Genomic DNA, 19,853 nt, shown 5'->3' on the forward strand with positions numbered 1-19,853 from the left:
AACGTGTCAGTGGACGGACCGTCACGCAGCGTGACTGGCGGCCGAGAGGTGAGGTACTGCATGGGGTTCCCCGCGGACGGCCGGGGCGACAGCCTCGACGGGCCGGAGCCGGGCCCCGGCCGGAGCGAGGCCCAGACCGTCGTCATGCGCTCCGGCCACTCCGGCCGCACCGCCCCGCCCGGCCCCGACGGGCCCCCGCCCGCCTGGACCCCCGGCGAATGGGAGAACGCCTACCGCCGCGTCCGCCTCGCCGGGCGCGCCTACGTCTGGCTCAACCTCGTCGAACAGCGCCTGCGCGCCCTCGTCGACGAGGCGCTGCGCCCCGTCTACGCCCCCGCCCACGGCGAGGACTGGGTCACCGCCGCCGCCGGCCCCGCCGGCGAGGAGTGGGTGCTGCGCGCCGGCGCCGTCCGCGAGATCAGCCGCCGCAAGGGCTACCTCCTCGACCCCGTCGACGACGACCCCCTCGTCTTCCTCACCCTGCCGCAGCTGCGCGAGCTCATGGTGCAGCACTGGCCCTGCTTCGAGCCGTACGTGCTCGACCGCCGCGAGGTCGAGCTCGCCCTCGACGAGCTGGAGGTCGCCCGGCACGTCGTCTCCCGCAACCGCAGCCTCTCGCGCACCGTCCTCGACCAGACCGAGCGCGCCGCCGCCCGCCTGCTCAGCCTCCTCGACGGCGGCGGCGGAGGGGTGCCCGCGGACGTCGTCGAGGAACTCGTCGCCGGGCGCTACGCCGACGTCGTCGCCGTCCACGCCGACCGCGTCCGCCTCCAGCGCGAGCTGCCCGTCGAGGACCTCCTCGACGGCGCCCGCCGCCTCGACGCCCTCGGCATCGGCCTCGGCATGCTCTGCCAGAACTACACCGGCAAGCGCCTCGTCCGCCTCGCCACCGAAGGCTGCCGCGTCCGGCTGCTCTTCCTCAACCCCGCCAGCAGCGCCGTGCGCCGCCGCGAACGCGAACTCGGCATCGGCCGCGGCGAGCTGGCCCGCTCCATCGAGATGAACATCATGCACGTGCGGCGGGTGCGCGCCCGGCTCCGCGACCCCGGCGGCTTCGAGATCCGGGTCTTCGACGAGATGCCCCGCTTCACCGCCTACCTCGTCGAGGGTCCCCGGACGCCCGGCCAGACCGGCCGCCGGCGCGGCGGTGACGTCGGCGTGGTGCAGCCCTACCTGCGCCGCGCCCGCGGCATCGAATCGCCCGCCCTGGTGCTGCGCGGCGGCGCCGGCCAGGAGCCCGGCGGCACCGAGCCCGGCCTGCTGGAGGTCTACCGCGAGGAGTTCGAGGGCAGCTGGGCGGACTCCCGCGCGGTCTCCTGACCGGCAGGGCCAGTCGGCGCACCCGGCCTCACCCGTGCGGGAGACGCCCGACCGGCCGGACCTTCGGTCAAGTCTGCAGCAGAGAAGCGGAGTTCACGCCGGGACGGCTCGTACGGGCCGGGCCCGGGCGGTCGTCCGGCGACCGTCCGACCGGCACCGTTGGTGCGGATGCGCAGCATCCGGCGGCCCCGCGGCCGTACGGGCGCCGCGCCGCCGCCCGCCCCGCCGACACCCCGGGAGTCACCCGATGCCCAGCCAGCCCATAGCCACCGGCTCCTGCCCCTTCGCGCCCGCCCGGCCGGGCCGGCGCGGCGTCGTCAAGGCCGCGCTCGCCGCGGGCGCGGCCGGCACCGTCGTCCTCGCCGGCGGCCGGCCCGCGGCGGCGGCCCCCGCGGCGGCCCCCCGCCTGGTGCGCACCGCCGTCCCCTTCCTCGGCCCCCACCAGGCGGGCATCACCACCCCCGCCCAGGGCTTCGCGACCTTCCTCGCCTGCGACGTCCACTCCCGGGACCGCGCCGCCCTCGAACTCCTCCTGCGCACCCTCACCGACCGGATCCGCCTCCTCACCGCGGGCGGCCCCGCCCCGGACGGCGACAACGGCATGCTCGGGGCGGACCTCCCCGCCGACAACCTCACCGTCACCGTCGGCGTCGGCGCCTCGCTCTTCGACACCCGCTACGGCCTCGGCGCGGCCCGTCCCGCCCGGCTCACCGCGATGCCCGCCTTCCCCGACGACTCCCTGCGCGACGCCGAACTCCACGGCGACCTGTCGCTGCAGATCTGCGCCGACAGCCAGGACACCGTGCTGCACGCCCTGCGCGACCTCCTGCAGGCCTCCGACGGCGGGCTGCGCGCCCGCTGGCGGGTCGACGGCTTCCAGAACGCCGGCCGCCCGGACGGATCCCAGCGCAACCTGCAGGGCTTCAAGGACGGCATCGTCAACCCCGACCCCGGCTCGCAGCGCGAGATGGACGAGCTGGTCTGGGTCGCCGCCGCCGACGGCGAGCCCGCCTGGGCCGCCGGCGGCAGCTACCAGGTCATCCGGATCATCCGGATGCTCGTCGAGGCCTGGGACGGCGTACCCGTCGAGGTCCAGGAGCGGATGGTGGGCCGCCGCAAGGGCACCGGCGCACCCTTCGGCGGCAGCACCGAGGACGACCCGCCGCGCTACGCCGACGACCCGGACGGCGCCGTCACCCCGCTCGACGCCCACATCCGCCTCGCCAACCCGCGCACCGCCGCGGCGGCCGACTCCCGGATCTACCGCCGCGGCTTCAACTACGACCGCGGCACCGACGGCGCGGGCGGCCTCGACATGGGCCTCGCCTTCTGCTGCTACCAGCGCGACGTGCAGCGGCAGTTCGAGGCCGTGCAGCGCCGCCTCGCGGGCGAGCCGCTGGCCGCCTTCCTCGCGCCCGTCGGCGGCGGCTACTTCTTCGCCCTGCCGGGCGTCCGCACCACCGCCGACTGGCTGGGCAGCGGCATGTTCGCGAGCACCTGACCCCCGCTGCGAGGACGGCCCCGCCGGCGCCCCGCCCGGCGGGGCTGTCACACGTGCAGGCGATGATGGTCCCCGTCACGGCAGGACCGACGGAAGGACAGCCAGATGACGCGCAGGAGGGGCAAGCCGACCGCACCCGCCCGGAACCGCCGCACCGGACGGAGGGCGCCGCGATGAGCTGGCCCGGCGCCACCCTGCTGGCCTTCGACCTGGAGACCACCGGCACCGACATCGAGCACGACCGGATCGTCACCGCCGCCCTCGTCCGGCTGGAGGCCGACGGCACCCCCTCCGCCGAGCGCCACTGGCTCGTCGACCCGGGCATACCCATCCCGGCCGGGGCCAGTGCCATCCACGGCATCAGCACCGAGCAGGCCCGCAGCCGGGGCGTGCCCGCCGCCGGCGCCGTCGAGGAGATCACCCGGGCCATAGCGGACGCCCTGCGCTCCGGCATCCCGCTGGTCATCATGAACGCCCGCTACGACCTCTCGCTGCTCGACCGCGAATGCCGCCGGCACGGCGTCGCCCCGCTCACCTCGCGGCTCGGCGGCACCCCCGCCCCGGTCATCGACCCGCTCGTGCTCGACAAGCACGCCGACCGCTACCGCCGCGGCAAGCGCAACCTGCAGGCGCTCTGCGCGCACTACGGCGTCGTGCTCGACGCCGCCCACCAGGCGGGCGCCGACGCCGTCGCCGCCGCCGGGGTCGCCCGGCGCCTCGGCGAGGTGTTCCCCGCGGTCGGCGGCACCCCCCTCGCCGACCTGCACGCCCTGCAGGTGCGGGCCGCCGCCGAGCAGGCCGCGTCGTTCCAGCAGTACCTGCGCCGCACGTCCGACCCGCAGGCGTCGGTCGAGCCGGCCTGGCCGGTCGTGCCGTACGCGCCCGAGGCGGTCCCCGCCGCCGGCTGACGGGCGGTCACCGCCGCCGGTGCCCGCCGGTCAGCGGTCGCCGGCCGGTGCCCGCGGGTCAGTACCTGCCGGTCGGTGCCCGCGGGTCAGCACCTGTCGGTCAGTGCTCGGCGGGGAAGGCGAAGGTGTAGCCCTGGGCGGTGAGCCACGGCAGGAGCTCGCGCAGGGCGGCGACGGTCTGGCTGCGGTCGCCGCCGCCGTCGTGCAGGAGCACGACGCCGCCGGGCCGCAGGTGGTGCTCGACGCCGGCGACGATCGCGGGGGTGCCCGGCCGGGCCCAGTCCCGCGGGTCGACCGACCAGCCGAGGGAGGCCATGCCGTGGTCGGCGGCGATCTGCTCGTTCTCGGCGGTGAAGTCCCCGCCGGGTGCCCGGAACCACGCGACCCGGGTGCCGGGGCCGCCCGCGCGCACGATGGTGTCCTCGGCGTCGGCGATCTCGTGGACCTGGCGGTCGTGGGAGAGGGCGTGCAGCGGCTGCGGGTGGTCGACGGTGTGGTCGCACAGCCGGTGGCCCTCGGCGAGGATGCGGCGCACGGCGCCCGGGTCGCGGCGCACCTCGTCGCCGACCTGGCAGAACGTCGCGTGCGCGTGGTACTGCGCGAGCAGGTCGAGGATCGGACGGGTGGCCGGGCCGGGCCCGTCGTCGAAGGTGAGCGCGACGGTGCGGCCGCCGCCCGCGGTGGTGCGGATTATTTGGTTCTGCTTCGGCGGGGTGCTCGCGCCGGCGGTGGGCGTGGGGGTCGCGGTCGGGGTGGCGGCGGCCGTCGGGGCCGCGGACGCCGTGGCGGTGGCCGGCCGCGGGGCCGGGCCCCCGGACGGCGGGGCGGTGCGCGGGGAGGGGACGGCCGCCGACGGGCTCGCGGACGTGCCCGTCGCCGCGGTGCCCTCCCGCAGGGGCGCGGCGGCGGCCGTGGTGCGGGCGCCCTCCATGCTGGTGGTGGCGCGGTGCAGGTCCTCGGCGGAGCCGCAGCCCGCGATGACGGCGGGGGCGAGCAGCGCGGCGAGGCCGAGCCCGACGGTGCGGCGGGCTCGGGGGCTGGGTATCCGCATGGTGACGACTCCTGACGTCGTACCGGCCACCCCGGGTGGGGGCATGTGCCGGGGACGACGCCGCGCGGTGAGCCGCCGGTTCCGTCGCCTGCTTCTCCGGACGGACCCGGTCGTGCCGGGTCTCAGAACGGGTACCAGCGTACGGAGGTCTCGCCGCGGCGCAAGGAGTCGACCCTCCTGCCGAACTCGGCGGCCGCGGCCGGGTTGCCGGGCACCTGCTGGGCGACCCAGGCGGCGCTGGCGGTCTCCCGGGCGCCGCGCAGCACCGCGAAACCGTCCCACTCCCGGACGTCCCAGCCGTAGGCGTCGGTGAAGGCCGCGTACTCCTCCGCCGGTACGCCGTACCGGTCGTGGGCGAGCGCGAGGACGACGAGGTCGTGCTCGCGGAGGTCGTCGCCGACGTTCTCCAGGTCGAGCAGGACGGGGCCGTCCGGGCCGACGTGCACGTTGCGCGGGAGCGCGTCGCCGTGCACGACGCCGGGCGTGAGCCGGGGGGTGAGCGCGGCCGAGGCCGTGACGAAGCTCTCCCTGCGCGCGCGGAGGTACGCGGCGTCGGCGGGGTCGACGTGCCCGTCGGCGGCGGCCAGCCAGCGGTCGACCGGGGCGAGCAGGTCGCGGGGGCCGAGCGGGAGGCCGGTGCCGGGCAGCGCGTGCAGGGCGCGGAGCAGCGGTGCGAGGTCGGCGGGCCGGGCCTCGCGGACGGCCGGGGGCAGCCGGTGCCAGAAGGTGACGGGGTGCCCGTCGGCGGTCACGGCGGCGGGGGCGTACGGACGGACGACCGGGATGCCCAGGGCGTCGAGCCGGGTGGCGACGGCGAGTTCGTGCTCGGCGCGGGCCAGCAGGCCGGGGCCGCGGCCGATCTTGGCGACCACCGCCGGCGCGCCGAGGTCGAGGACGGCGTTCTCGCCGAGCGCGAGCAGGCGGGCGGCGTCGGGCGCGGGCAGTCCGGCGGTGCGGCAGGCGTCGGCCAGCAGGGTGCGGGCGCGGGCCTCGTCGAAGGCGGTCACAGGGGGCTCCTCGGTGCGCGTACCGCACCATCCTGGCGCACCGCGGCCGGGCCCCGCGTGCGGCGGGGCCCGGCGGTGGGTGCGGGGCGGGGGTGCGGGTGCGGGTCAGACCCGGGTGCGTCCGGCGGACGGCGCGTCCGGCAGGTGCAGTCCGGCGGGGGCCGGGGCGGCGGGCGTCACCGGCGGGAAGGACTCGCCGTGCGACAGGTCGGGCAGCCACCGCAGCCAGCGCGGCAGGTACCAGTTGCGCTCGCCGAGCAGGGTCATCACGGCGGGCAGCAGCACGGCGCGGATGACGGTGGCGTCGACGAGCACGGCCACCGCGAGGCCGACGCCCATCTGCTTCATCGACTGCATGGAGAGGGTGCCGAAGACCCCGAACACACCGACCATGATCACGGCGGCGCTGGTCACCACGCCGGCGGTGGAGCGGATGCCGTACGAGACGGCGGCACGGGTGCTCAGGCCGCGGTCGTGCGCCTCCTTGATCCGCGAGACCACGAACACGTGGTAGTCCATGCTCAGGCCGAAGAGGATCACGAAGAGGAACAGCGGCACCCACGACTCCACGGCGCCGACCCCGGCCGTGCCGACCAGCGAGGCACCCACGCCGTGCTGGAAGACCAGCGCGAGCACGCCGTACGCGGCGCCGACCGACAGCAGGTTGAGCACCACCGCGGTCACCGCGATGCCGAGCGAGCGGAACGAGCAGAGCATCAGCAGGAAGGCGAAGACCACGACGAAGCCGAAGACCGGGAGCATCGAGTCGGACATCTGCTCGTTGAAGTCGTGCGAGCCCGCGGTGCTGCCCGTGACCGGGGCCTCGGTGCCGGGCACTTTCAGCACGGTGGCCGGCACGACGTCGCCGCGCAGCGCGGCGAGCGCCTCGGTGCTGGCGGTGTCGTTGCCGCTGCCGGCGAGCGGGATGTCGATCAGGGCGACGTTCTGCTCCCGGTGCAGCGTCACCTGGACCGGACCGTGCATCCGGCCGGTGGCCAGGGCCCTGGTCTGCAGGTCGGCGATGGCCGCCCGCATCTCGGGGGAGTCGATCGCCCGGGCCTTGACCACGACGGTCGCGGGGGCGGGGCTGCCGGGGAAGGCCGCCTCGATCCGCTGGGAGGTGGCGACCAGGGCGTTGCCCTTCGGCAACTGCTGCTGGAAGGTCAGGTTGGCGGTGTGCATGGTCAGCAGCGGGGCCGCGAGGCCGAGCAGCAGGCCGCCGGCGAGGACGGTCGCGGCCAGCGGCCGGTTCAGCACCGGGGTGAGCAGGGCGTTCCAGAGCCGTCCGCCGTTGCCGGTGTCCGGGCGGCGCAGCCGGTGCAGCAGCGGCAGCCGGCCCTTGTCGACGCGGTCGCCGAGCATCGACAGCAGGGCGGGCAGCACGGTGAGCGAGCCGAGCACGGCGGTGACGACGACCAGGATGGTGGCGAAGGACATCGCCTGGAAGTCGGCGATGCCGGTGAGGAAGAGACCGGCCATGGCGACGACCACGGTGACGCCGGAGACGAGGACGGCCCGGCCCGAGGTGGCGGCGGCGATCTGCAGGGCGGTGGCGGCGTCGCGTCCGGCGGCCCGCTCCTCCCGCTCACGGCGCAGGTAGAAGAGGCAGTAGTCGACGCCGACGGCGAGGCCGACCAGCAGCATCACCGAGCTGGCGTCGTCGCTGGTGTGCAGCATGCCGCTGGTGAGGGCGACCAGGCCGCCCGCGGCGACGAACGCGGTGATGGCCAGCACCACCGGCAGGACGGCGGCGACGACCGCGCCGAACGCGATCAGCAGGATGCCGAGCGCCAGCGGGACGGCCGTCCACTCGGCACGCTTGAAGTCGTTCGCGAACTGGTCCTGGAACCACTTGCCGGAGCTGGCCTCGCCGAACTCCTCGACGGTCAGGTCGCGGTGCTGCGCCTGGACCTTCGCGACGGCGTCGAGCAGCACCGGGACCTTCTCCACCGCCTCCTCGCGCCCCCCGGCGCCCTTGACGGTGAACTGGACGAGCGCCGAGTGCCGGTCGGCGGAGAGCGCCTGCGTGTCGTACGGGCTGCGCACGTCGGCGGCGGCACCGGTGGCGGTGACGGCCGCGGCGGCCTCCTCGACGACGGCGCGGAACGCCGGGTCGTCGGCGGTCAGCGTGGCGCTCTGCACGAGCACGGTCTCCCCGGCGGGGGTCGTGATCCCGGCCTCGTCGAGGATCTTCGCGGCCCGGGTGACCTGGCCCGGCATCGCCTCGGCGTCGGTCACCTTGGTGCTGCCGTGCAGGCCGCCGAGGGCGGCGGCGAGGACGACGAAGAGCAGCCAGCCGAACACCGCCGTCTTGCGATGCCGGGCGCTCCACGCGCCCATGGCGGCGGCGAGTCCGAGTTTGGGTGTCACAGGTCCCCCTGGGAGAGCGGCGGTTCGGGCCCGCCGGGCCGGCAGTCCGGGCTCCCGGCTGCTGGTGAAAACCCTAGGAATCGGAGGGCCCGGGGGGGATCCGGCTGGCGGGTGAGTCGACCCTGGGTCTGTCCCGAGGCCGGAGGTGGGGTTTTCCCTACCGCGTCCCGGGGCCCGGGGCAGGGTTCCCGCCGCGGGGTTCCGAGGCCGTCTCAGGGGTCGGGTCCACCTTGAGGGGGAGGAGGATCCACCCGGAGCAGGAGGTGGGGGCCGCCCGGCATGGGTGAGGATGGACGGGGGCGGGCGGACGACACCCCCTAGGGGTGTCCCCGGTGACGGGGTGACCCGCCGGGCGCCGAGCAGTGTCGCGTAGGATGCCCACACTACTTACCTGCCGACCGGCTAGGGGATGATCCCCGGCCGGTCCTGCCGTTGCCCGGTCTCCGTCCCCCCGGGGCTGCGGTGAACCATGCCCAGGAGGCATCACGAGCATGTTCCACCGAATCGGACAATTCGTCGTCAGGCGGGCCTGGTGGGTGATCGGCGCCTGGCTGGTCGCCGCGGTCGCGATCATCGCCACCGCGCCGACGATCACCGCGCAGACCGACGAGGCTGCGTTCCTGCCCAAGCACTACGAGTCGATCCAGGCCTCGCAGCTCCAGGAGAAGGCGTTCCCGGCGAACTTCACGCCCGGCGCGATCGCCATGTTCGAGCGCACCGACGGCGGCGCGCTCGACGAGGCGGACAAGGCCACCGTCGGCAAGGTCGTGCAGGGCCTCGGCGCCAAGCACATCGAGTACGTCGAGACCGTCCTGCCGGTCGGCCCGCAGTCGTTCTCCAAGGACGGCAGGTACGGCCTGTCGATGATCGCCATCGACAAGACGGTCATGCAGAAGCCCGAGGCCGGCGACGCCGCCAAGGCCCTGCGCGAGGAGGGCGCCGCGCTCACCGCCGGCACCCCGGTCAAGATGCTCCTCGGCGGCCAGGCCGCGATGAACCTCGACCAGCAGGACTCCTCCAAGATCGCCGAGGCGCTGATCGGCTTCGGCACCGTGCTGATCATCCTGCTCACCCTGTGGCTGCTCTTCCGCAGCCCGATCATCGCGCTGCTGCCGATCCTGTCGATCTTCGTCTACTCGATGGTCGCCAACGGCCTCATCGCCGACGCCAGCAAGCTCTTCGGCCTCAAGGCCGACTCGTCGATGTCCGCGATCCTCATCGTCGTGCTCTTCGGCGTGGGCACCGACTACTTCCTCTTCCTCATGTTCCGCTACCGCGAGCGGCTGCGGGCCGGCGACGAGCGCAAGGACGCCGTCGTCAACGCCGTCGGCCGGGTCGGCGAGGCCATCGCCTCCGCCGCGGGCGCCGTCGTCGTCGCCTTCGCCGTGCTCGTGCTCTCCAGCCTCGGCATGTTCAAGGCGCTCGGCCCGGCCCTCGCCATCGCCGTCGCCGTCACCGCCCTCGCCTCCATCACCCTCGTGCCGGCCGTGCTGTCCGTGCTCCCCGAGCGGGTGCTGTTCCGCCGCGTCGTCGAGTGGCTCCGCTGGGACGGCCGCCACCTCAAGTGGCTCGCCGGCCGGTGCCGCAGCCCCCGCCCCGGCGGCGGCTTCCCCGCGCACTGGATGCAGGCCAAGAAGGGCACCCGCTTCGCGACCATGGGCGACGCCGTACGCCGCCGCCCCGCCGTCGCCGCGCTCGCCTCCGGCCTCGTCCTGCTCGTGCTGACCCTCGCCGCCTTCGGCTACAAGGGCACCTTCGACCTGGCCGGCAGCTCCATGCCGAAGACCAAGGAGTCGATGGTCGTCCAGGACACGCTGATGGGCGCGTTCTCGGCCGGCGCCGCCGACCCGAGCCACGTCTACCTGACGGCCACCAACGGCACCCCGCTCGACGCGGCGGCCCTCCCCGGCTACGGCGAGGCCCTCGGCAGGACCGCCGGCGTCGCCCAGGTGCAGCCCAAGCCCGCCCTCAGCAAGGACGGCCTCACCGCCGACTTCACCGTCATGCTGAAGGACGCACCGGCCACCAACGAGGCCATCGACACCGTCACCGCCCTGCGCACGGCGGCCCACGCCGCCGCCCCCGACGGCACCCGGGCGTACGTCGGCGGCATCACGTCCGTCTACAAGGACATCAACACCGCGATGGCCCACGACTACTCGCTGGTCTTCCCGGTCGCCGCGCTGCTGATCCTGATCATCCTGGCCCTCCAGCTGCGCAGCGTCGTCGCGCCCTGGTACCTGATGGCGTCCGTGGGCCTCGGCTTCGGCGCCACCCTCGGTGCCACCTCGCTGGTCTTCCAGAAGCTCGGCGGCGAGCCGGGCCTGATGTTCATGCTGCCGATCTTCATCTACCTCTTCGTGGTGGCCATCGGCACCGACTACAACATCCTGATGATCGCCCGCCTCCGTGAAGAGGTGAAGGAGGGCCGGACCCCGCGCGAGGCCGCCGGCGAGGCGATCAAGCACGCCGGTCCGACCGTCGCCTCGGCGGGCTTCATCCTCGCGGCGACCTTCGCCACGATGCTGCTGGCGGGCAACTCGCTCTTCAGCCAGATGGGCTTCTCCATCGCCTTCGGCATCACCGTCTCCGCGTTCGTGATGGCGCTCTTCTTCACCCCGGCGCTCACCGCGCTCCTGGGCCGCGCCGCCTGGTGGCCCGGCCACGGGGCCGACGCCGCCGGGCACGGCGACACCGGCGCCGCGCTGCAGCAGCAGCCGGAGCCGGCCGGCCGGATCTGACCCGGACGGCACCCCGCGGACGGGGCATGCGAACCAGCGTGCATGCCCCGTCCGTGCCCAGGTCAACCCCCGGTGTGACGAGGGAAACTCTCCCGATCATCACCGCACACCCCGTGCTACAGTCGGTGCAGTTGCAGTTTTGGTTCCCATGAACGTGTGTGTGCGCCTGCTGGTACCAACCAACAGGCGCATTTGTTTTATCCGGTGTTCTGTCTCCGGATGGGGATCGCGGCTACTCGGGGTCTGCGAGGTGCAGGCTCCTGGTTCCCCCAGGAAGAGGAGACGGTCATGGCTACCGGCACCGTGAAGTGGTTCAACAGCGAAAAGGGCTACGGCTTCATCGAGCAGGACGGCGGCGGCGCCGACGTCTTCGCCCACTACTCGAACATCAACGCCCAGGGCTTCCGTGAGCTCGTCGAGGGTCAGAAGGTCGAGTTCGACGTCACGCAGGGCCAGAAGGGCCCGCAGGCCGAGAACATTCGCCCCATCTGAGTCCGGCGCACAGCCGACTCACGTTGTGAAGCGAGGGTCCGCACCCCCAGGGTGCGGGCCCTCGCGCATTGCCGCCGAACGGCCGGGGCGGCCCCGCTTCCACTCCTGACGGCCGACCCACCAGGTCCGAGCGCACGGCACCACCGTGACCGCCGGCCGATCAGGACGGAGCACCATGACCGATCAAGCACGCCCGCAGCGCGGCACCTCCCGCCGCACCGGCGGCGCAGCCCGCCCCCAGCGCGCCGCGAGCACCCGCACGGCAGCCGCCGGCGACCGCCGCGCCCCCCGGACACCCCGGGCACCCCGCAGCACCGCCGCCCCCGCGACGCAGGAGTTCACCGTCGTCGAGGGCACCCCGGCCCGCCCGCCGGCGGCCACCTTCGCCGAGCTGGAGATGCCGAAGCCGCTCCTCGCCGCCCTCACCCGTGAAGGCGTCACCGAGCCCTTCCCGATCCAGTCCGCGACCCTGCCCGACGCCCTCGCCGGCCGCGACGTGCTCGGCCGCGGCCGCACCGGCTCCGGCAAGACCCTCGCCTTCGGCCTCGCGCTGCTCGCCCGCACCGCCGGCAAGCGCGCCGCCGCCCGCCACCCGCTGGCCCTCGTGCTGGTGCCCACCCGCGAACTCGCCCAGCAGGTCACCGAGGCCCTGTCGCCGTACGCGCAGGCCCTCCAGCTGCGCATCGCCACCGTCGTCGGCGGCATGCCCATCGGCCGGCAGGCCAACCTGGTCCGCCGCGGCACCGAGGTCCTCGTCGCCACCCCCGGCCGCCTCGACGACCTCATCAACCGCGGCGACGTCGACCTCTCCGACGTCACCGTCACGGTGCTCGACGAGGCCGACCAGATGGCCGACATGGGCTTCCTGCCGCAGGTCAGCAAGCTGCTGGAGCAGGTCGCCGAGGGCGGCCAGCGGATGCTCTTCTCCGCCACCCTCGACCGCAACATCGACCGCCTCGTCCGCCGCTTCCTGGACGACCCGGTCACCCACTCCGTGGACCCCTCGGCCGGCGCCGTCACCACCATGGACCACCACGTCCTCCAGCTCGACCCGGCCGACAAGGCGTCCGCCACCGCGCACATCGCCTCCCGCGAGGGCCGGGTGATCATGTTCGTGCACACCAAGCACGGCGCCGACCGCCTCGCCAAGCAGCTCCTCGCGACCGGCGTCCGCGCCGCCGCCCTGCACGGCGGCAAGTCGCAGCCCCAGCGCAACCGGGTGCTCGACCAGTTCCGCGACGGCCGCGTCACCGCGCTGATCGCCACCAACGTCGCCGCCCGCGGCATCCACATCGACGGCCTCGACCTCGTCGTCAACGTCGACCCGCCGATCGACCACAAGGACTACCTGCACCGCGGCGGCCGCACCGCCCGCGCGGGCGAGTCCGGCACCGTCGTCACCCTCGTCCTGCCCGAGCAGCGCCGCGACGTCAACAAGCTCATGGGCACCGCCGGCATCCGGCCCACCGTCACCAAGATCCGCCCCGACGACGCCGAGCTGCGCCGCATCACCGGTGCCCGCACCCCCAGCGGCGTGCCCGTCGCCCTCACCGTGCCCGAGGCCGCCGAACCGGCCGCCAAGGCCGAGGGCACCGGCGCGGCCGGCGGCCGGCGCCGCAGCCCCGGCAAGCGCTCCACGCTGCCCAAGGACGTCGACGCCAACGGCAACGCCCGCCAGGCCCGGCCCAAGCAGCGCATGGGTGCCGGCAGCGGCGCCGGGGCCGGCGCCGGTGCGAGCCGCACCGCGGCCGGCTTCATCGGCCGCTCCTCCGGCCGTGCCAAGCCCGGCAGCGGCTCCCGCAGCGGCGGCAACTACGGCACCGGGCGCCAGCGCCGCGCCACCGACTGACCCCGGCCGGGTACCCAGGCGCCAAACGCCAGGTACCAAGCGCCAGGTACCAGGCGTCAGGTGCCAGGCGTCAGGCCGTACCGGACCGCCCGGAGGGGCGCCGGACCCAGCTGGGTCCGGCGCCCCTCCGGCGTGAGCGGCCCCGCCTGCGGCACCGGCCCTGCCCCCGTCCTGCCCCGAGCATGAGCCGGTCGGCGTCCGGTCGGCGTGCCGTGTCGTGTCAGGCCGGTGCGCCGACGGGTGCCGGCACCGCGACGGCCTCGTCCGGCGCGGGGGTGCGGCGGCGGGCGGAGGCCAGGCCGATGGCGGTGAGGCCGAGGCCGGCCCAGAGGGCGAGGGTGAACAGCGGGCCGCCGGCCCCGGCGCCGCCGAAGTAGGAGACCGACCGCAGCAGGGCGCCCGCCGCGCCGGGCGGCAGCTGCTGGCCGAGGTCGCCGACCGGGGCGGGCAGCAGCTCCGGCGCGGAGGTGACCCCGGAGAAGGAGTTGCCCAGCAGCACCATGACCAGGGCGCCGACCCCGATGCCGGCGGTGCCGATCAGCGCGGCGGTGCCGGCGACACCGGCGCCGACCGCGAGGGTGGTGAGGGCGATCACCCCGGCCTCGGCCCACCACGAGCCGGTGAGCACGCCGAGCCAGCTGTGTGCGACGGCGGTGCCCACGAGTCCGGCGAGCACGGCCGAGCCGGCCAGGCCGGCCATGGCCCGGGCGCCGCGCAGCCGCAGCAGCGTGACGGTGGCGCCGGAGGCGACCCCGGCGATGACCAGCGGCAGCAGGCCCGCGCCGAACACGGCGCCGCGGGGGTCCGCGGCGGGCACCGGGACGACGTCGGTGACGTGGACGGCGGTGCCGTCGGGGCCCTCGGCGACGGCCGTGCGCAGCGTCTGCGCGACGGTCGGGCCGGCGGCGGAGGCCGTCAGCAGTTCGGGCCCGCCGGGGCCGGCGACGAGGGCGCCGTAGACGGTGCGGTCCTCGACGGCCTGCCGGGCGGCGGCGCCGTCCGGGTAGTGGTGGATCTCGAACGCGCCCGGGTGTGCGGCGAGTTGCTTCTCCATCGCGGAGACGGCGGCGGGTGCGCCGGCGACGCCGACCGGCAGGTTGCGCGGGGCGGTGCGGGCGGCGGGCCAGGCGAACGCCCAGAGGGCGAGCGCCACCAGGGCGGGGACGAGCACCCAGACGGCGAGGAGGCGGCGCCGGGTCGACAACCGACGGGTGCCGGTGCCGGTGCTGGTGTCGGCGGCCGGGGCAGCGGCGGCCGGGGCGGTGGTGGTGGTCGTGGTCCGGATGGTGGGGGCGTTGGTCATGGCTGCCCTCGATTCAAAGAGAAGGATCGTTCGTTTTACCGAGCTCCACTCTCCGCCCGGCGGGGTGGCTTGTCAAGAATGAACGTTCGTTTTAGGATTTCGACCATGGCCCGCGTATCCCAGGCACACCTCGACGCCCGCCGCCGTCAGATCCTCGACGGTGCGGCCCGCTGCTTCGCCCGCAACGGCTTCCACGCCACGTCCATGCAGGACCTGCTGCGCGAGTCCGGGCTGTCGGCCGGTGCGGTGTACCGCTACTTCGCGAGCAAGGACGAGATCGTCGCGGCCATCGCCGGGGAGTGCTTCCGCCAGGTCCGCGCCGCGTTCGCGGACGCCGCCAGGGCCGTGCCGCCGCCCACCCCCGACATCCTGCTCCCGCGGGTGCTGACCACCGTCTTCGAGCAGGCGTCGCCCGACGGCGACCGCCGGGCCTTCGCCCGCCTGATCATCCAGGTCTGGACGGAGACGCTGCGCAACGACGTGCTCGCGGCCGCGCTCCAGGAGGGCTACGCCGTGATGCGCGACATCTGGACCGACCTCGTCGAGGACTACCGGGCGGCCGGCCTGATGCCGCCCGACACGGACCCCGACGACGTCGCCCGCACCCTGATCGCCACCGCCCAGGGCTTCATCGCCCAGCAGGCGCTCTTCGGCGACGTCGACCCGGAGACCGTCCGGGCCGGCCTGCACGCCCTCACCCGCATGGGCCTCCGCCGGGAGGCCGCCCCGTGACCCCCGCCCACCCCCTCGACCGGCAGGAACGCAGCCTCGACGCCCTGCTCGCCGCGCTCGGCCTCACCTGCGCGCCGCCGGACGACGACCCCCGCGTCACCGCCCTCGCCGCCCGGCACCCGCACTACCCGCAGTACCACCGCGTCGGCCACAAGCGGCAGACGGTCTACCGGGCGCTCGTCGCCGACCGCGCGCTCACCCGCACCCACGAGCGCGAGGTCCTCGCCGCCCTCGTCCACGACGACGACCCCAGCTCCCCGCGCTGGCTCGCCGCCGCGCTCGTCACCGCCGTCGGCGCCCGCCGCCTGCAGGAGCACCTGCTCACCGTCCTCTCCACCGGCACCCCGTACGAACGCGCGTGCGCCGCCGGGGCCTGGCGCTGGGCGGACGCGGACCCCGCCGACCCGCGCTACCGGGCGGCGGTCGCCCGGGCGGACGGGTGACCGTCCGGACCCGCGGGGAGCGCGGGGGCGCGTGAACCGGACGCCCGCGCGTTCGATTGCGAGCCGGTCGTGCGAACACGTGTGCCGACGGGCATCCGCCGGCAACGGCCCGCGCCCGGACCGGCGTTCCCGATCGGCCCGGATCTGACGGACCCCCGGCGCAGGCCGTGACCACGCGGGTAGGGTGCGCGGTATGCGATGCGGAGTGTGCGGGTCGGACCGGCTCAGCCCGGTGGGGGAGTTGACGACGGAGGCGCTCGCGCCGAACTTCCTGCACTTCAAGTTTCCCCGGCCGAAGCTCTTCAGGGCGCGGCCCACGTTCGTCGCCCAGTTCGCCCGGGCCTGTCGCGACTGCGGCACGCTCTTCCCGTGCCTCGGCGACTACGAACGCAAGCTGCTCGACGACTCGGTGGACGGCCTGGCGTAGGCCCCGCCCGGTGCTCCAGCCGGATCGCTTCCTTCCCGCCGGCCAGCGGGCCGGGAATGGGGAGTGAAGTAGCGCCCGTGGAGGCCCCGGGGCCGAGCAGCGACGCCCTCCCGGAGGTCACCGAGGAGGCAGTCTTCAGGCCGGTGCGGGGCCCGGTGAGGCCGCGGACGGGACGGCGACGATCGCCTCGCTCTTGACGAGCCACGCGACGCCGAACGCGAACACCGCCACCGTCTCCCCGAGGTACGTCAGTGTCAGCGGGAAGTCCCAGGCGAAGTGCAGCACTTCGGCGACGGCGATCATCACGATGCAGCCGACGACCACCCACCCGCACACCAGGTAGACCGTGCCCCGGATCCGGGCCCCGGGCAGGCCCCGGCCGTCGCCGAACAGCCGGAGGCAGAAGAACGCGAGCACGCCGAACAGCCCTGCGGCGAAGCAGAGATGGAGGACGCCCATGGTCGTCTGGACGTGGCTGGGGTGCGGCACGACGGATGCCGGCGGCAGGGTGGGGAACAGCGCCGTCAGGACCGCGAACACCCCGGCCAGCGTGCTCAGCCGGTCCTCGCGCCGGTCGTGGCGGTAGCAGATCAGGAAGACGCCGATGGCGCACAGGCTGCCGACGAAGATGTTCCGCATGTGGGTGTAGTACGACGCGCTCATGGAGGCGAGCAGCACGAACCGCGCCGAGGTGAGGCTGTTCCCGACCAGGAGGACGATCGGCAGGAGGAAGCCGATGATGCCGATGCCGAAGCGGAGGCGCTGCACGGTCCGCGGGTCCTGGTCGCGGTGGTCCCGGTCGCGGTGGTCCCGGGCCTGCGGTTCCGGGAGCTGAGGGCCCGGGAGGTGGGAGTTCTGGAGCTGCGAGTTCTGGAGGTGCGGGTCGGTTCCGGAGTCACGGTGGGTCATGAGAGGTCCCCTCACTCACCCGAAATGATCGGTACCTCCCGATTTTCCCTGGGCCGCACACCCCGAAACCGCGTCACCTGCCCGTCCGTGCAGGCAGAACGTCCGTGCACGCCTATCGTCCGTGCACACCGATCGTCCGGGCCGCAGCGGAGGGCAGCCGTGGCGGGCGCAGCCGACCCGCGGGCGCCGGTCAGGCCGAGAGCGCCCGCCGGGCACCGGCCGACGACCGCGCCGCGTCGTACCGGTCCAGCAGCAGCACCGCCACCTCCTCGGCCGCGCCGATCACCTCGGCGAGCACGTGCGCGTCGCCCGCGGCAGCCGCGATCCGGTCGGGCAGCCGTCCGGGGGCCAGCAGGTAGGGCGCCACGGCGGTCCGTACGGCGCCCGCGGCCCGCAGCGCGGCGAGCGCCTCCGGCACCCGCGGCCCGTCCGCGGAGGCGTACGCGACCTCGACGGCGGCCCAGCCGCGGCTGCGCCGCCAGGCGGCGGCCAGTGCCCGGGTGGCGGCGTCGGCGGCGGGGTCGGAGGAGCCCGCGGCGGCCAGCACCACACCGGTGCGGGCGCGTTGGGCGGCGGTGCGCAGCGGGAGGCCGGCCTCGGCGAGGCGGCGGTCGAGGGCGTCCAGCAGCAGCGGGGACGGCCCGAGCACGTCGGCGAGGGGCAGGTCGGCGCCGGCCGTGCGCAGGGCGGCGGGGATGTCGGTCTTCGCGTGGAAGGCCCGGTTGAGCAGCAGCGGCACGGCGACGGCGTCGCCGAGCCGCCCGGCGACCTGCGCGATCCGCGGGGCGCAGTGGTCGAGGTAGGCGGTGGTGACGTCCAGGCCGGGCCGCAGCGCCCGGACCCGGTGGACGAGCGCGTCCACGGTGGCGGCGTGCCGCGGGTCCCGGCTGCCGTGGGCGACGAGCAGGAGGGCAGGACCGCCCGCCCCACCGGAGGTGGTGGGGGCGGGCGGCGTGCCGGTGCGCATGGCCGTCGTCCTCAGCGGGTGGTGACCAGCAGGCCGCGGTTGCGCAGCACGCGGCGCTCCAGCGGGGAGAACACGATCAGGTCGATCGCGACGCCGACGACGAGGATCAGGATGATGCCGAGCAGGACGCCGGACATGTCGGAGAACTCGCGCTGGTTCTCCAGGTACCGGCCGAGGCCGACGCCCAGGTCGGGGGAGGCGGCGATGAGTTCGGCGGCCATCAGGGAGCGCCAGGAGAACGCCCAGCCCTGCTTGAGGCCGGCGAGGTAGCCGGGCAGGGCGGCGGGCAGCAGCACGTGCCGGGCGCCGGCGAGGCCGGTCGCGCCGAGGGTGCGGCCGGCCCGCAGGTAGATCGGCGGCACCTGGTCGACGCCGGAGACCAGGCCGTTGGCGATGGACGGCACGGCGCCGAGCAGGATCACCGCGTACATCGCCGAGTTGTTGATGCCGAGCCAGATGACCGCGGCGGGCACCCAGGCGACCGAGGGCAGCGACTGCAGGCCGGCGAGGACCGGCCCGAGGGCGGCCCGCACCGGCCTGACCCGGGCGACCAGCAGGCCGATCGGGGTGCCGATGACGACCGCGGCGAGGAAGCCGGAGATGCCGCGCCACACGCTCGTCCAGATGATGGAGAAGAGCGTGCCGTCGAGCCAGAGGTCGTTGAGCGACTGCCAGACGTCGGACGGGCTGGGCAGCTTGTCCGGGGTGGTCAGCTCCAGGCTGAAGGCGAGCTGCCAGACGGCGAGGACGAGCAGGACCCCGAGGACGGGCGGCAGCACCTTCTGGCGCAGCACCTCCGTCACCGGGGTGCGCTGCACCTGGACGGCGTCGAGGGCGTCGAGGCCGGCCTCGACGCTCGCGGTGTCGTCGGCCCGGTCCTTGACCAGGGTGGGGGTGTCAGTGCTGGACATGGCGGCGGATCTCCCCACGCAGCTCTTCGGTGATCTCGACGGACAGGTCCGCGACGCCCGAGTCCTCGATGCGGCGCGGCTGGGGCAGGTCGATCCGCCACTCCTTGGCGACCCGGCCGGGGCGCGAGGAGAGCAGCACGACGCGCTGCGCGAGGCGGACGGCCTCGCGCACGTTGTGGGTGACGAACAGGACGGTGAGGTTGCGCTCGGCCCAGATCCGGGTGATCTCGCCGTGCAGGACGTCCCGGGTGATGGCGTCGAGCGCGGCGAACGGCTCGTCCATGAGCAGCACGTTGGCGCCCTGGGCGAGCGAGCGGGCCAGGGCGACGCGCTGCCGCATGCCGCCGGAGAGCTCGTGGACCCGCTTGCGGTAGGAGCCGCCGAGCCGGACGAGCTCCAGCAGCCGCTCGGCCTCGGGGCGGCGCTCCTCACGGGGCACCCCCGCGAGCTTGAGGGCGAGTTCGATGTTCTTGCCGGCGGTGAGCCACGGGAACAGCGCGTGGTCCTGGAACATGAGGGCGGGGCGTCCGCCCGCGACCTCGATGTCGCCCGCGGTGGGCCGGTCGAGGCCGGCGACCAGGTTGAGCAGGGTCGACTTGCCGCAGCCGGAGGCGCCGAGCAGGGTGACGAACTCCCCGGGGGCGACGTCCAGCGTGATGTCGTCCAGGACGTGGGTGGCGGCACCCGGACGGCCGAACGACTTGTGCACGTGCGAGAGACGGACGGCGGGGCGCTCGATGGCGTCCGCGATGGCGTTGGCGACGGGCTCCGTGGTGGTCAGTGCCGGGGTCATCCGGGGACCTCCTCCGTGAGTGGACGGGCTGGCGGCTGGTGGCTGTGGGCCGGGGTCCGGCCCCGCCCCGCCCGGTGACTGGGCATCGACTGGGCGGGGGCGGGGCGGACCGCGGGGCTATCGGGTGCG

General features: G+C 75.0%; 17 protein-coding genes. 9 read left to right on the forward strand and 8 right to left on the reverse strand.

The window, feature by feature from the left end; all coding sequences use genetic code 11:
• The first annotated feature begins 144 nt into the window (after positions 1-144).
• From SNE206_RS07580 to SNE206_RS07590, 3 genes are all read left to right on the forward strand, one after another.
• On the forward strand, positions 145-1,320 hold the full coding sequence (locus SNE206_RS07580) for an SAV2148 family HEPN domain-containing protein (RefSeq protein WP_407912724.1): 1,176 nt from the start codon (positions 145-147) through the stop codon (positions 1,318-1,320).
• Between the two features lie 247 nt (positions 1,321-1,567).
• Entirely contained in the window at positions 1,568-2,821 is a 1,254-nt protein-coding gene (locus SNE206_RS07585; RefSeq protein ID WP_407912590.1) for a Dyp-type peroxidase, read from the forward strand.
• Positions 2,822-2,994: 173 nt separating this feature from the next.
• Complete coding sequence (locus SNE206_RS07590; protein WP_407912591.1) at positions 2,995-3,729, forward strand: 3'-5' exonuclease; 735 nt, start codon at positions 2,995-2,997, stop codon at positions 3,727-3,729.
• A gap of 100 nt (positions 3,730-3,829) precedes the next feature.
• Here the strand turns inward: SNE206_RS07590 and SNE206_RS07595 are convergent, their stop codons facing one another.
• From SNE206_RS07595 to SNE206_RS07605, 3 genes are all read right to left on the reverse strand, one after another.
• Positions 3,830-4,780 carry a polysaccharide deacetylase family protein gene (locus SNE206_RS07595; RefSeq protein ID WP_407912592.1) on the reverse strand — a complete coding sequence of 317 codons (951 nt, stop codon included), beginning with the start codon at positions 4,778-4,780 and terminating at the stop codon, positions 3,830-3,832.
• A 122-nt stretch (positions 4,781-4,902) separates the two neighbouring features.
• Positions 4,903-5,787, reverse strand: coding sequence for a phosphotransferase enzyme family protein (locus tag SNE206_RS07600; protein WP_407912593.1), 885 nt, complete (start codon positions 5,785-5,787; stop codon positions 4,903-4,905).
• 105 nt (positions 5,788-5,892) lie between these two features.
• Positions 5,893-8,127, reverse strand: a complete 2,235-nt coding sequence (locus SNE206_RS07605; protein WP_407912725.1) for an MMPL family transporter — start codon at positions 8,125-8,127, stop codon at positions 5,893-5,895.
• A gap of 521 nt (positions 8,128-8,648) precedes the next feature.
• Between SNE206_RS07605 and SNE206_RS07610 the strand changes: the two genes are divergently transcribed.
• From SNE206_RS07610 to SNE206_RS07620, 3 genes are all read left to right on the forward strand, one after another.
• Positions 8,649-10,898 carry an MMPL family transporter gene (locus SNE206_RS07610; protein ID WP_407912594.1) on the forward strand — a complete coding sequence of 750 codons (2,250 nt, stop codon included), beginning with the start codon at positions 8,649-8,651 and terminating at the stop codon, positions 10,896-10,898.
• A 288-nt stretch (positions 10,899-11,186) separates the two neighbouring features.
• Complete coding sequence (locus SNE206_RS07615; RefSeq protein ID WP_030262380.1) at positions 11,187-11,390, forward strand: cold-shock protein; 204 nt, start codon at positions 11,187-11,189, stop codon at positions 11,388-11,390.
• A 175-nt stretch (positions 11,391-11,565) separates the two neighbouring features.
• Positions 11,566-13,239 carry a DEAD/DEAH box helicase gene (locus SNE206_RS07620; protein WP_407912595.1) on the forward strand — a complete coding sequence of 558 codons (1,674 nt, stop codon included), beginning with the start codon at positions 11,566-11,568 and terminating at the stop codon, positions 13,237-13,239.
• A gap of 220 nt (positions 13,240-13,459) precedes the next feature.
• Here SNE206_RS07620 and SNE206_RS07625 read toward each other — a convergent pair whose 3' ends face one another.
• Entirely contained in the window at positions 13,460-14,542 is a 1,083-nt protein-coding gene (locus SNE206_RS07625) for an ABC transporter permease (protein ID WP_407912596.1), read from the reverse strand.
• Between the two features lie 105 nt (positions 14,543-14,647).
• Here SNE206_RS07625 and SNE206_RS07630 point away from each other — a divergent pair, with 105 nt between their 5' ends.
• From SNE206_RS07630 to SNE206_RS07640, 3 genes are all read left to right on the forward strand, one after another.
• The gene (locus tag SNE206_RS07630) at positions 14,648-15,274 is read left to right on the forward strand and encodes a TetR/AcrR family transcriptional regulator (RefSeq protein ID WP_407912597.1); all 627 of its coding nucleotides are present in this window, start codon (positions 14,648-14,650) and stop codon (positions 15,272-15,274) included.
• Positions 15,271-15,717 carry a hypothetical protein gene (locus SNE206_RS07635; protein WP_407912598.1) on the forward strand — a complete coding sequence of 149 codons (447 nt, stop codon included), beginning with the start codon at positions 15,271-15,273 and terminating at the stop codon, positions 15,715-15,717. The genes SNE206_RS07630 and SNE206_RS07635 overlap by 4 nt, the downstream gene beginning before the upstream one ends.
• A gap of 193 nt (positions 15,718-15,910) precedes the next feature.
• Positions 15,911-16,144 carry a hypothetical protein gene (locus SNE206_RS07640; RefSeq protein ID WP_407912599.1) on the forward strand — a complete coding sequence of 78 codons (234 nt, stop codon included), beginning with the start codon at positions 15,911-15,913 and terminating at the stop codon, positions 16,142-16,144.
• Positions 16,145-16,279: 135 nt separating this feature from the next.
• Here SNE206_RS07640 and SNE206_RS07645 read toward each other — a convergent pair whose 3' ends face one another.
• The 4 genes from SNE206_RS07645 to SNE206_RS07660 form a co-directional block, all read right to left on the reverse strand.
• Complete coding sequence (locus SNE206_RS07645; RefSeq protein ID WP_407912600.1) at positions 16,280-17,053, reverse strand: DUF998 domain-containing protein; 774 nt, start codon at positions 17,051-17,053, stop codon at positions 16,280-16,282.
• A 190-nt stretch (positions 17,054-17,243) separates the two neighbouring features.
• On the reverse strand, positions 17,244-18,020 hold the full coding sequence (locus tag SNE206_RS07650) for a sirohydrochlorin chelatase (protein WP_407912601.1): 777 nt from the start codon (positions 18,018-18,020) through the stop codon (positions 17,244-17,246).
• Positions 18,021-18,031: 11 nt separating this feature from the next.
• Positions 18,032-18,931 (reverse strand): ABC transporter permease, encoded by a 900-nt coding sequence (locus SNE206_RS07655; RefSeq protein WP_407912602.1) that lies wholly within the window; start codon positions 18,929-18,931, stop codon positions 18,032-18,034.
• Positions 18,918-19,724 carry an ABC transporter ATP-binding protein gene (locus SNE206_RS07660; protein WP_407912603.1) on the reverse strand — a complete coding sequence of 269 codons (807 nt, stop codon included), beginning with the start codon at positions 19,722-19,724 and terminating at the stop codon, positions 18,918-18,920. Before SNE206_RS07660 ends, SNE206_RS07655 begins: the two co-directional genes overlap by 14 nt.
• Between the last annotated feature and the right edge of the window lie 129 nt (positions 19,725-19,853).

This window comes from Kitasatospora sp. NE20-6, assembly GCF_045862635.1.